This is a genomic window from Clostridium sp. C2-6-12 (assembly GCF_009928485.1).
Lineage (GTDB): Bacteria > Bacillota > Clostridia > Clostridiales > Clostridiaceae > Clostridium.
In genome coordinates this window covers 112,435-125,702 of the sequence record NZ_JAABNP010000008.1, presented here as the reverse complement: position 1 = coordinate 125,702, position 13,268 = coordinate 112,435, and the positions used below count along the sequence as shown (strand labels likewise).

Annotated in this window: 9 protein-coding genes and 1 pseudogene; 9 read left to right on the top strand and 1 reads right to left on the bottom strand. The window is 28.3% G+C overall.

All coding sequences use genetic code 11. The features are described 5' to 3' along the window. Window positions 1–210: 210 nt before the first annotated feature. The 9 genes and pseudogenes from GXK56_RS08825 to GXK56_RS08785 all read left to right on the top strand — a co-directional run bounded on the left by GXK56_RS08825 (window position 211) and on the right by GXK56_RS08785 (window position 12,473). Window positions 211–2,187: an AAA family ATPase gene (locus tag GXK56_RS08825; protein ID WP_160687101.1), complete on the top strand. Its 1,977-nt coding sequence runs from the start codon at window positions 211–213 to the stop codon at window positions 2,185–2,187. A gap of 346 nt (window positions 2,188–2,533) precedes the next feature. After that, complete coding sequence (locus GXK56_RS08820) at window positions 2,534–2,776, top strand: type II toxin-antitoxin system Phd/YefM family antitoxin (protein WP_160687100.1); 243 nt, start codon at window positions 2,534–2,536, stop codon at window positions 2,774–2,776. After that, on the top strand, window positions 2,773–3,153 hold the full coding sequence (locus GXK56_RS08815; RefSeq protein ID WP_160687099.1) for a type II toxin-antitoxin system death-on-curing family toxin: 381 nt from the start codon (window positions 2,773–2,775) through the stop codon (window positions 3,151–3,153). Before GXK56_RS08820 ends, GXK56_RS08815 begins: the two co-directional genes overlap by 4 nt. A gap of 548 nt (window positions 3,154–3,701) precedes the next feature. Next, window positions 3,702–4,610: an SHOCT domain-containing protein gene (locus tag GXK56_RS08810; RefSeq protein ID WP_243156063.1), complete on the top strand. Its 909-nt coding sequence runs from the start codon at window positions 3,702–3,704 to the stop codon at window positions 4,608–4,610. A 260-nt stretch (window positions 4,611–4,870) separates the two neighbouring features. Further along, window positions 4,871–5,788: an HNH endonuclease gene (locus GXK56_RS08805; protein ID WP_160687098.1), complete on the top strand. Its 918-nt coding sequence runs from the start codon at window positions 4,871–4,873 to the stop codon at window positions 5,786–5,788. 225 nt (window positions 5,789–6,013) lie between these two features. Beyond that, window positions 6,014–6,226 (top strand): annotated as a pseudogene (locus GXK56_RS28115) (DUF2442 domain-containing protein); the annotation flags it as partial. 376 nt (window positions 6,227–6,602) lie between these two features. Next, entirely contained in the window at window positions 6,603–7,766 is a 1,164-nt protein-coding gene (locus GXK56_RS08795) for a DUF6361 family protein (RefSeq protein ID WP_160687097.1), read from the top strand. Then, a complete protein-coding gene (locus tag GXK56_RS08790) occupies window positions 7,759–9,513 on the top strand; it encodes a hypothetical protein (protein ID WP_207710261.1) in 1,755 nt (584 codons plus the stop codon). The genes GXK56_RS08795 and GXK56_RS08790 overlap by 8 nt, the downstream gene beginning before the upstream one ends. Window positions 9,514–9,515: 2 nt before the next feature. After that, window positions 9,516–12,473, top strand: a complete 2,958-nt coding sequence (locus tag GXK56_RS08785) for a helicase C-terminal domain-containing protein (protein ID WP_160687095.1) — start codon at window positions 9,516–9,518, stop codon at window positions 12,471–12,473. Window positions 12,474–12,778: 305 nt separating this feature from the next. Here GXK56_RS08785 and GXK56_RS08780 read toward each other — a convergent pair whose 3' ends face one another. After that, window positions 12,779–13,120 (bottom strand): helix-turn-helix domain-containing protein, encoded by a 342-nt coding sequence (locus GXK56_RS08780; RefSeq protein ID WP_160687094.1) that lies wholly within the window; start codon window positions 13,118–13,120, stop codon window positions 12,779–12,781. Window positions 13,121–13,268 lie beyond the last annotated feature (148 nt).

The following is a 13,268-nucleotide window of genomic DNA, read 5'->3' as shown; positions in this document are numbered from 1 at the left end:
AAAATATATAATTCATTTTGAAGAAGAATGTACTAGTAAGGAGAGTTACCATTATAATAAGAACTATGTGAGAATTAGTGGATTTCAAAGGTCATGATTCGCCTCCTGGAATCCACGAAAATCTGGAATTTTCGTGTTTTTTTTATATTATTCAGCAAATTATATGTTATAATATGTTATTATATTGATTATAAGGAGAATAATAACACTATGATTGTTGGATTGTTTATTAGACATTTTAAGGTATATCAAGGCGTTAATTATATACCGATATGTGAGAATTATGAAAATAAATTCACATCATTTATTGGGGATAATGGAGTTGGAAAAAGTTCTACTTTAGAAGCGGCAAATACATTTTTTAACAATGGATATTGGAATGTTACCAAAGTAACGAAGAAGTCACAAGCATTTATAGCACCAGTGTTTTTGATAAAAAAAATAGATTTACTAAGAAAAGTAAACGCAGATACAGAACTAATTGATTGTATAGAATTTTTAAGCACATATTTTTGGAGTGTTACTACTGATGCAAATTCAAACTTAAGTAAAGAAGAATATACGAATTTTTTCTCTCAGCGAGAAGAATTAAAAGAAAAGTTTAGTATAAATGAATATTATTTATTATTAACTGGTATAGACTATGATAATAAATCTAAAATAAGCTTTATAACTTTTAATAATGATCTAATAAGTAAGATTCCTGAAGAGTTAAGATCTTTTAATATGGATAGGATATTAGAAGTTATTAGAAGCTATTATAAATATATTTATATTCCTGTTCAGACATCGAGTTCTGATGTATTAAGAATAGAGAGTACAGAAATACAAAATTTAATGAATTCAAATATACTTGATGATATTGATGATATATTAAATGAAAAGAAATTCCAAAGTGAGAAGAGAAGAAATAATATTAGTGTTATAGATTACCTTAATGATTCATTAAATTTATATATGGATGAAGTAAATCAAATAATTCAAAAAATAGATAATAATTATGAATTTAAGGTAGAAGGTGCGTATAAGAAAAATTTAACATCAAATGATGTTAGAAGAAAAATATTAGAAGCATATTTTTCTATTAGAACATTAAAAAAAGATAAAAAAGAAATACAAGAATTAAGCTCTGGGGAACAAAGAATTGCAATAATAGATATAGCAACAGCTTTTTTAACCAATAATGTAGATAATGACGAACAAGTTATATTTGCAATTGATGAACCTGAAAACTCACTTCATATCTCAAAATCATTTAATCAATTCGAAAGGCTTAACAAATTAGCAACTAATCATCAAATTTTAATTACAACACATTGGTATGGATCATTACCTGTTACACATAAAGGTTACTTAGTATATTTAAAGAAAATATTTATGGATAAAGTTTATAGAGTTAAACTTCATAAATTCAAGCTTGATAATTATTTTGAGAGTAGAAAAAAACTTCCTAAAGATATAATGATAAAGGGATATTTTGAATTAACTTCTTCAATTTTAAGTTGTATGCGAGCAGATAAAACTAATTGGATAATATGTAAAGGAACAGATGATAAGGGGTATATAGAACATTATTTAGGAAAAAGAGTGGAAAATTTAAAGATATTTTGTGTAGGCGGTTGTGGAAATGTAATTAAGATTTTTAAATATTTATATACGCCATTATCTGAAAAAGATGAATCAGAAGAAATTAATAGTAAAATTTTATGTTTAGTTGATACCGATGATAATGTTATTAGTTTAGATTGTGATAGTCAAACTAGAAATAAAAAGTTAAGGATAGCTAGACTTCAAGTAGATAACCAATTCAATACTTCATTGAAAAATTTAGATCCTAATGGAAATCATATAAGTACAGAAATAGAAGACTGCTTAAATCCTTCAATTTTATATGATGCTATTGAGTTTGTAGTAAATAATCAAGGCACTGAAATGCAAAAACAAGTGCTAAGTTATTATAAATTAAATGAAGATATTACTGTTTCTAGGGTAAAAGGAGAACAATCCATATTTAAATTAACTAATATTGAAGGAGCAGATAAAAAAGAAGTTTTATATCAATTGTTTGAAGATAGCTATTTAAAATATAGCATTTGCAAAAAATACATAGAGCTTTCTAGTTTTTTAGAAGAAGATATTCCGCATATATTTGAAGAAATAGCAGTATATTTTAACGAGAATATTTAAAAAATAATAATCATTATAAGTGGAATTATATAAATGAATGACTTAATTAATATAGTAAAATCATTTGATGAAAGCAAGAGAGATATGCTTACAAAATTATATATTCATAGTAGTTGGTTTGAAGAATTATCAATATAAATGCCAAATGATTTATTTATCATTTAACTCAAGTAAATTCTGATATTGAATTAGACAAAATGTTAAAATTAACGATTAGATTAATATGATAATTTCTCATATTCCTTATTTTCATTGAAGTTTGTATAAAAATTTGGACATTAACGGGATTTTAGGTTTAATTTATCCTAAAAAAGTGTATAATATAATTATAGAAGGAGGTTTTTTTATGCAAGTAAATATTAATAATTTAGTTTCTATATCTGAAGCTAATCAAAATTTCTCTAAAGTTGCAAGAATGGTAGATGAAAATGGTGCAGCAGTTATTCTTAAAAATAATTCACCAAGATATGTTTTAATAGATTATAGTAAGTTTCAGCAAGATACTATTGCAGATGATGCTACAGTAGAAGAAGCCACAAATAATATTTTAAGTAAACACTTAAAGGCATTTGAGGAGTTGGCGAAATGAAACACCTAAGTAAGCAGCAAATTATGCACTTGCATTCGTTAGCAATTAAAAAGACTGGTGGTTTAGATGGAATTAGAGATGAAGGGTTATTGGAATCAGCTATAAATTCTCCATTTCAGTCATTTGCAGGCGAAGAATTATATCCATCGATACAGTCTAAAGCTGCAAGGTTAGGGTTTAGCATTATTAATAATCATCCTTTCTTAGATGGAAACAAGAGAATAGGTATTTTAGTAATGATGGTGTTTTTAGATGTAAACGGAATTGAACTACTCTGTAGTGATGAAGATGTTATAGACCTTGGATTAGGAGTTGCATCAGGAAAATATGATTCTGAATATATGAAAGAATGGATTATTACTTTTAGTAATAAGTAGAAATGAATTTTATTTGTATATTTTAAAGGTCACGCTTCGCCTGCCCATGAAACCTACGAAAATTAGTTATTAGATTTTCGTGGGTTCATTTTTTGTGTTTTTGAATCCTGTTTGATTTTCCGTGGGGATCAGGAGTAATAAAATATATAATGAATTAAATTAAAACAAATGGTATAATTACATATATTATGTAATCAGGCACAAGAAAAAATAGAAATTGAAGTTTGTCTACTTTTGATTTTTGATATTTATGGCTGTTAGAATCGTCGAAAGCCCATTGATTTAAAGGTATATCTTTGAGATAAACAAAACAAGTTTATAAATAGTTTTATTAAATATAGATTATATAAAAGTAAATCAGGGGATCGTTTTTTGTATAGAAAAGTGATGCAATGCTTTATAATTAAGAAGAGTAGTGTAAGTATTTTACACTAACAAAAGTGACTATGGAGGGATAATATGAATAACAGTGAGGAAATAATAAATTTGAATTAGCATTAACTACAGCATTAAAAGTTCCAGGAGTGAAAGTAGATAGGACTAGCTTCATGAAAAAAGAATTAAGGAATCATGTTTCGGAAGAAAAAATTAATCAAGCTATTGAATCAAATACAATAGAAGCAGGAATTGACTTGTTTGTATTGGATAAAGTAGCAAAAAATATAGTAAGTAAAAGAACAACACAAACGGCAGGTGCTTCTTTTTTGGCTGGATTACCAGGTGGACTTGCTATGGCGGCAACTATACCAGCTGATACATTGCAATTTTTTGGTGTGGCACTTATAATTGCACAGGAATTAGCTTACTTATATGGTTTTGAAGATTTATGGGAAGATGATAATATTGATAGTGAAAGAGTGAAAAATGAATTAATACTTTTTTTAGGAGCAATGTTTGGCGTTGGAGGAGCAAATACTGCGTTAAGATTAATTTCGACTAACATGGCAAAACAAGTATTAAAAAAATTACCACAGCAAGCATTAACTAAGACTATATATTACCCTATAATAAAGAAAATAGCAGGAATAATAGGTTTAAAGATGACAAAAGACACATTTGCAAAAGGAGCATCTAAAGCAATACCTATTTTAGGTGGTGTAATTTCTGGAGGGCTAACATATATGTCTATGAAACCTATGGGGAATAGATTAAGGGAAGCATTAGCAAATTCAGTAAATCCAAATTATACAGAAGAAGATTTGAAAAATGATATTCAGGATTTAGAAAGAGAGACAGGAGAAGCTATAGATATTGAATATGTAGCTGTAGATACTGAATATAACGGCATAATAGAAGAATCCTTTATAGAAAAGGAAGAAAATTTTAATATTAATAAGTTCAATTTAACAGATGAACTTGTAAAATTAAAGAAGATACTTGATGATGGTATAATTACAGAAGAAGAATTTAAAGGAATAAAAAAAGATTTAATAAATAAGAGTATGCAAGCGAATTGATAGGAAGCTATAAATATATAGTAATAAAATAACTTATATCACAAATAAAAATATGATATAAGTTATTTTATATTTCACTGAAAGGTGGAAAAACATGATTAAAACTCAAAGAAGAATAACTAGAGATGATTTATTAAATCTGTTTTCAATAGACACATTTTGAAACACTTTATGAATGTAATGCTAATATATTTAATTTAAAATTCATTTTTTGTGAAGAGCGTGATATAATAGAAAAATATGTAATAAAGTGAAAGAAGATGATAAAAATAATGTTTGGTATAATTTTAGCCTTATTTATAGCTTGGAAAATCTATGAATATACTTATTATAAAGGGGAAAATTTTAATAAATTAAAAAAAGATTTGAATAGTTATATTGTTAGTTGCAATGAGCTAAACGATCATATTGAGCAGCTCAAAGAAACTTATTCAGATCTTAGAAAAACCAACTATGGGACTGCACAATTAAATGATGCAAGTAGATATAATTATAAAAGAGAAGAACAATTAAAAGCTAAAAAATCAGAATACATTTATGAATGTTCTGCAACTGTATGCAAAAATGCTGAAATGCAACCTTTTAAATATTTATGTAAGTATTTTAATATAAAATCAGATGAAGAATCACTGGAGAGTTTTGAAAATGTTTTAAATAATTTCTCTGCTGCTGAAGAGGGAAAACAATTACTTAGTAATGAACTTGAAAAGATTAAAGAATCTATTAAAAATGATATTCCATTTCTTATTAGAACGTTTAACATGAAGAAATTCATGCTAAAGTTAGGATTTAAAGTAATTGATTTTAGCACATTATATTTTCCAGTTTACACATTTAGATATGTGAGTCCTGGTGGAAATAAATCCACTCATTGCGATATTAAATTAGATATAAATAATCTAAATAATTTTGTAGAATATCTTTCAGGGGTTGTTAACTTTAGAAAAAGTTCAGTCGGACAAAGAGCATTAATGACTTCAAAGTTAAGAGAAAAAATAAAACAAAGAGATAATTATACTTGTCAAAAATGTGGATTATCTATAAGCGATGAAAGAAATCTATTACTAGAGATTGACCATATAATGCCAATTTCAAAAGGTGGTATGTCTATAGAAGAAAATTTGCAAACACTTTGTTGGAAATGCAATCGTACAAAGGGAGCAAAAGTAAATAATTAAGTGTTAACAAAATAGTAATTAAGTCATTATTTATTATACAGTTAAATCTAAGGTTAACTATTGAAATTAGCAGTTAAGGCTAGTTTTAGCATGGGCTGAATTTCATCAAGATGAATTAAAAGCTGATTGGAAATTAGCTATGGATAGTGAATTACCATTTAAAATAGATCCTTTGAAATAGGAAGTGATAGTATGTATTTATCAGTTAAATAAGTTAAAACGTTAAGTGAATATAAATTATTATTAACTTTCGAAAATGGAGAGGTAAGATTATTTGATATGAGTCAATATCTAGAAAAAGGTATATTTAGAGAATTAAAAGATTTATCTTTATTCAAATCTGCACGAGTTAGTTTTGACACAGTGGAATGGGGGAATGAAGCTGATATTGAGCCAGAAACTCTATATGAAGATAGTGTTCTTTATATTATTAGTTAATGGTGTATTTCAAAGGCCACGCTTCGCCTCCACCAAAGAAGAACTAGAATTCTAATACAATGCAAAGCCACTGATTTCTATGGCTTTCAGTATTTATTAGGACAAACCTTGTTTGGGAGTTTAAGTTTTAGAGAGTAAATTTATATATTTTTGTACTGGATACGCGCACTCCTAATGTTTTGAAAATTAGGGGTGTGCACTTTTTTGCAGAAATATATTCATTCAAATTAATCCTGATTTTAATAAAAATTAAAGAAATTCCTCATACAATGCATATTTCTCAAAAATATATTACAATTAAATCAAACATCAAAAATATGAGATATAGGTTAATCATTCAATATAAATTAAAAATAAGAAAGTTCAGGTAAACAAAATGCAATTAGGATGGATAGATTTTTCAAGAGAAGAACGAAACAAGGTCATGGCAACACTTGATTTGTTGTCTGATTCAAAGGCACTAGATGAATTAGGAATAGGAACATTAAGAGATAGATACGCTGATATTCTATTTCCAGGCATATCAACAATCCAAACAAGAGCTAAGTATTTTGTGATTATTCCATATATTTTTAGCTTGGCTGTGGCACAAAAGTTTAAAAGAGCAAGTGAGATTATACCTTGGGTTAATAGAATAGAGGACAATCTAGTTTCAACTTTAGTTGAGAATGGTGGAGAAGATGATGCTGGAATTATTGGGAGCAGAGCTTTAAAGCAAGGTAAGTATGTAAAAAGAAAACCTTCCTCTATTTATTGGAATGGGATGCGTATCTATGGAATTTTACTTGATAATCGTATTTCTATGGATCAAGCGGCAACATTAATTTACAATCAAGGAAATAAGAAAAGAAATATTGAAATTGTTAAAGGTGAGGAATCCTATGATGATGAAACTGCAGCTAATGATGGAATTTCTATTTTCTCACCTATTAAGGCAAATTATGATTTTGAAGAGGAAATAGATATTAGATTAACTAAGGAAGAAGCTTTATATATTAGTAATCATATAATTTCATCTTCATATTCAAAAGATTCTTTATTATCATTTATTATTAAAAACAAGATAAATATTAGTGATTTTAGTTTTGATGAATTAGAAGGATTACCAATGCCAATTTATATGAAAAATGATTATAAGCTGGCAAAGGAGTTAGCGGATTTTATATATGGAGCTCATATAAGATATAACGTTATATATTCTGAAAATAAGGTTACAAAGCAACTAGAATCTTGGAATAATTGGATTAATAATTTTGATGCAGGAGCTTTAAGGTTTGAGGAAATTATGACAAGAATCAATTGTAAGGGAATAACTAAGGATTTTCTAAAGAAGTTTCTTAAAGCAGTGATAAATAAAGATATTGAAGTTATTGATAGATGTATTATAAATAGAGAAAAAGAGGTTAAGGGTGAACGTGCAAAACTTTGTAAGCCTATGGAATATCAATATAATACTGCTATTCATAATTATAAGCTTAATTATAGATATTATTCAGCACGTACTATAATTAATGAAATTTTAGAAGGGCTAGGTGAATAAATTGGCTAAAACATTATTAAGTCCCTCAGAAAATCGTTTAGACTATGGTAATTTACTTCAACCAGATATAGGTTATGAGGTTGAATTTGCAGTTGCCTTAACATATTCTTTAGATTTGGAAGCCTTATTAGGAGTACCTATGTCACTAGGATTACTTGAGAACATGGATTCTAATTTAAAAGATATTCCCATGTTCTTATTAGAAGGAATTAGAAAAAGTAGTGATAAAATTGCTATCTTTTGTAATCCAGGAGGAATAAAGCTGCCTCAAAAGATACAAAGTGTGTATTCCTTATTGGAGAATAGTGTTTTTGAAGTTAAAGCTAATGAAATTAGTAATTTTCATCCCAAGATGTGGTTTATTAAATATTCAGATGATGATGGAAATGCTTATATTAAGATAATTGTTTTAAGTAGAAATTTAACCTTTGATAGAAGTTGGGATGTTTCCTTTGCCTTTACTGGAAGAGTTGGAAGGCATAGAAGCAGGACTAAAAATGAGAATATTCCATTAAAGGATATGCTTGAGTTTGTAAAGGTGTATGCAAATAAAGATAAGAAGGATAAAATCTCAGATCTTCAAGAAAATATCTTAGATGTTAAGGAGTTTGAATTAGATTCACCTTTTGAAAGCTATGAGTTTATGCCTATTGGAATTCCAGGATATAAAGGTAATGATTTAGATTTATTTAATACTCACAATGAACTTTTAGTTGTATCTCCATTTTTAAGTGATGATATTATTGAAAGATTTGAGCAAAGTTCAAGATATACAAGAAAGATAATAACTAGAAGAAGCTCTATTACAAATAAAACCCTAGACGCATTTAATAATGGTGTTTATGCTATGAAAGATATAATTGTGGATGGTGGAGATGAAGAAAGTATAGAACAATGGCAGAAGCAAGATATCCATGGCAAATTATATTTTGAGAGTGGTTATGATGGGAATTTTCTATATTTAGGTTCAGCTAATGCTTCTCACAACGCCTTTTACAATAATGTTGAATTTCTAATTAAGTTAAAATTTAAAGCAAGAACTATGAGTTATCAAAAGTTTATTGGTGATTTCTTGCCAGAGGAGGATAATCCTTTTGAATTAGTAACAAATGTTGAAAGGAACAAAAAAGAAGAGGAACAAGATATATATTCAAAACAAATTAAAGAGATTATTTGGGCAATAAAAGATGCAAGGGTTATAAGTAACGGTACAAACTATGATGTTCAAGTAAACTTTAAAAAACTTAATCCTGACATAAGAGGTAAAATAGCTCCACTTATGCGAAATAATTCTTACAAGGAAATAGAAGAGTCAACAACTTTAGAGAAGCTGACCATTACACAGTTTTCAGAATTCTATGTAATAAAAGTAGGAGATAAAGAAGTTGTTGTAAAAATAAAAACTAAGGATATACCAAAGGATAGAGACGATAAAATATACCAATCCATCATTAAAAGCAAGGATGATTTTTATGCTTATGTTTCCTTTTTACTAGGGGATAGCTATACAGAGTCAGCCTATGAATTAAGAGAATACATGGAAAGCAGAAGTTCATCAGATGGTAATTCTAAGTTAGATGACAATGCAGTTATTATCTATGAAAAAATGCTTCAAATAATTATTGATAATCCAAATAAGTTGAAGGCTATTGAAGCTGTAATGAAACGATTAGATAGTGATGTTGTATCAGAAGATTTTAAGAAGATGTATAACACATTTATTTTAGCAGCAAAGAAGGTGAAGTAAGGATGAAGGCAAAGGATTTTCAAGAGGCTACAGCTGAAAGAATTTTTCAAGTGTTTAAAAATGAAGGACAAAATAGAGTGCTTTTAGCTGATGAGGTTGGACTAGGAAAAACTATAATAGCCAAAACTGTTATTGAAAAGGTGGCTAAGTGGCATAAAGATAATTTAAAGGATGGTTTTTTCAAGGTGGTGTATATTTGTTCCAATGCTAATATAGCCAGACAAAATTCTAGAAAGCTGGGAATTCCAAAGAAAAACTGTGTAGAAGTATCTCAAGGAAGATTATCCATGCAGCATTTAAAAATATATATGCAGGAAAGTGAAGACCATGATTATATGCAGTTGATTCCCTTAACACCTATAACCTCTTTTGCAACAATTAAAAGTTCTGGAAGCGTATCGGAACGCGCACTTATGTATGCTTTAATGAAAAGAATGGATTGTTTTAAGCATATGAAAGGCTTTAAAGCTTTCATGAGTAATAATACTAAGGCATTTTATGAATGGACAATGGAGTATTATGAAGGACTAGTTATTGAATGTAATAACATATGTGGTAATAGATATATTTCAGAAATGGTTGAAGCTCTAAATAAGAAAATTTCACCTGAATTGATAGATGCAATAATGGAAAGAAGTAGCTTGGCAATACATGAAGAAAGCTATAGCAATAATGATATTTTAACTGAATTAAGAACTATTTTTGCACAGATAAGTCTTGATAAATTAGAGCCAGCTTTAGTAATAATGGATGAATTTCAAAACTTTAGACAGCTTTTACATGCAGAAAGTGAAACAGGAATGATTGTTGAGAAGTTTTTAAAACATGATAGCACAAAGGTTCTACTTTTATCAGCAACACCTTATAAGCCATACTCTACCATAGAAGAAATCAGTGAAAACAATGATGAATATCATTATGTAGAGTTTATGCAAGTAATGGATTTTCTTTTTACAGATGAAGTTAAAAGAAAAGAGTTTAGAGAGGTTTGGAACAACTATTCTAATACATTAATTGAATTTAAGAATAAGGATTACACAACCCTAAGAATATGCAAAAATGAAGCAGAAGATGCCATGTATCAAGGAGTGTGCAGGACTGAGCGCTTTAATGTAAATAAAAATGGAATTATAGATGATAGTCAAGCTAGAGAGATAGCAATTGAGGAAGGAGATATAATTTCCTATGTCAAGACACAGAGTTTATTGAAGGATATTGAAGCTAGTAACATACCTATAGATTATGTTAAGTCTTGTCCATATCTACTATCCTTTATGAATCAATATAAACAAAAGAGAGAAATCGTTAATTATTTTAATAAGCATAAGGATTATAGTCTTTTAAATAAAAGAAAGGACTTATTCTTAAATAGGAATCAGATTCAAAATTATAAAGAGATTCCAATGAATAATGCTAGGTTAGAGTATTTAAAGGAAATGTTATTTCAAAAAGGGAAAAATGGCCTTGAAAAATTATTATGGATACCATCTTCAAAGCCATATTATGTGACTAATAGTCTCTTTGATAAAAATCCTAATGCTTCTAAGGTTTTAGTTTTTTCTTCATGGGAAATGGTTCCAAAGATGATTGCAGGAATGATGACTTATGAGGCTGAAAGGCTTACAATTGGTAAGTTATATAATAGTGAAACAGAAAAAGCAGGTAAAGGATATTTCACAGAAGATGTGAAAAGAAAGTTTCTTAGACCAAGACTTCTAGAAGAAAGGGCTCAAACCTTAGCCTTAGCTTCAAAATCTTTAGCTGATATGTTTAATCCCTTAGAGCACATAGGTAAAAATATAAATGATATTAAGGATGAGCTAGAGAAAAAAGTAGCTGAGAAAATAAATGAAATAAAGACTAAGTATGGAATTGGTGAAAGTCAAAGAGGAGATGTATCCTGGTATGTTGATGCACCTGGCATTTGGGATGGAGAGATTTTAGAGGACCATCATGGGGATATGCCAGCGGATGCAGCAAAGGTTATAACTAATATGATAATTGGCTCTCCTGCAGTGTGTGGAATGAGAATTTTCAAAGACAAGGATATGGCTGAAAAATTAGGTGAACTATTTGTAAGATTATTTAATAAACCAGAATCAATTGCAGCAGTTGATTTATTTTATGGAAAAAGAAGTGAAAAAACCTATTACAAAAATGTATTAGCTTACTTGGTAGATGGAAATATACAAGCTGTTTTAGATGAGTATGCCCATACTCTAGGAGTAAAAGGTGCTGATTTATTAGAACAAATTTCAGAAGGAATGAATCTTAGAACTTCTACTTCAGAAATAGATACCTATGATTCTTTTACAGGACAAAGAAAAAAATCAGGGCTAAGAGCTCATTTTGCAGTAGGATACTATAATGCAAAAGGTGATGATGAAAATATTCAACGTACAGAAAATATAAGAACTGCTTTTAATTCACCTTTCAGACCTTTTGTCCTTGCAACTACCTCAATAGGTCAGGAAGGCTTAGATTTTCATTTGAATTGTAGAAAAGTAGTACACTGGAATTTACCATCAAATCCTATAGATTTAGAACAAAGAGAAGGCAGAATTAATAGATTTAAGTGCTTAGCTATAAGGCAAAATATCGCTAATAAATACGGCGACATAGAGTTTAATCAAGATATATGGGAAGAGATGTTTACTGAAGCCAGCAAACAAGAAAAGGGGAATAACTCAGACTTGGTGCCTTATTGGAGTTTACCTAATACTAATGAGGATACAATAAAAATAGAGAGAATAGTCCCTATGTATCCTATGAGTAAAGATCAAGTTAAATATAATAGATTGATTAAAGTTCTGTCCTTATACAGACTAACTTTAGGACAACCTCGCCAAGAAGAACTTCTAAATGCGCTTGGGAAAAACTTTGAGCAGGAAGATAATATAGAGGATTTATTTATTAATTTGAGTCCATTTAAAAGAAGAATGAGAGAAGTGGAAATTTAAAATATTGTTATGCATACCCCTTATATTTTTGATATTAGGGGTATGTATTTTTTGATGATATAATCATTACACGAAATAATATTTGAAGCAAAGAATTTGTATTTATTCAAGATAAATTTTTGTTTTAAGAAGTTATATGGTAAGTTATAATTAAAACAAAATATGAACCACAATATAATTCCAATTGCGCAAGTAAAAGGCAAGACCACCTCGTAGTGAGATAGCCTTAAGTTTATTATGAGTACACTATGGTGTCAATAATTCATGAATTAATTAACATCTTTAGTCAAATATATTACATCAGATTATTTGCATCCACTGTCTAAGTGAGAATAATGCTTAATAGCCCAAGACTCAATTTCTTTAATTATTTTAGTAAGGTCTGTTCCTTTTTCTGTAAGGTAATATTCTACTTTTGGTGGAATTTCAGGATAAATCTTTTTATTTATTAAATCTTCATTTTCTAATTCTTTAAGCTTTTCATTTAATACTTTTTGACTTATGCCTTTAGTTATTCGTTGAAGTTCTAAAAATCTTCTGGGTTCATCATATAAATGACATAATAAAACTGCCTTCCATTTACCTCTGATAAAATCCATTGCAAAATCTAATAAACATATATAGTGCCTACCATTATAATCTATCATTTGGTTACCTACCTTTAATTTTTTATATTTAATAAAACTTTATTAAATATCCATTATAATTACAGTATATATCAAGTGACTTTATAATAACAAATTTCTAAATTAAAATAAATATAGATTAGTAGTATGTAAATTTTTATTTTATGTT

Coding starts and splice junctions, on each gene's coding strand:
- GXK56_RS08825 (WP_160687101.1), top strand. CDS start 211: ATGATTGTTGGATTGTTTATTAGACATTTTAAGGTATATCAAGGCGTT.
- GXK56_RS08820 (WP_160687100.1), top strand. CDS start 2,534: ATGCAAGTAAATATTAATAATTTAGTTTCTATATCTGAAGCTAATCAA.
- GXK56_RS08815 (WP_160687099.1), top strand. CDS start 2,773: ATGAAACACCTAAGTAAGCAGCAAATTATGCACTTGCATTCGTTAGCA.
- GXK56_RS08810 (WP_243156063.1), top strand. CDS start 3,702: ATGAAAAAAGAATTAAGGAATCATGTTTCGGAAGAAAAAATTAATCAA.
- GXK56_RS08805 (WP_160687098.1), top strand. CDS start 4,871: ATGATAAAAATAATGTTTGGTATAATTTTAGCCTTATTTATAGCTTGG.
- GXK56_RS08795 (WP_160687097.1), top strand. CDS start 6,603: ATGCAATTAGGATGGATAGATTTTTCAAGAGAAGAACGAAACAAGGTC.
- GXK56_RS08785 (WP_160687095.1), top strand. CDS start 9,516: ATGAAGGCAAAGGATTTTCAAGAGGCTACAGCTGAAAGAATTTTTCAA.
- GXK56_RS08780 (WP_160687094.1), bottom strand. CDS start 13,120: ATGATAGATTATAATGGTAGGCACTATATATGTTTATTAGATTTTGCA.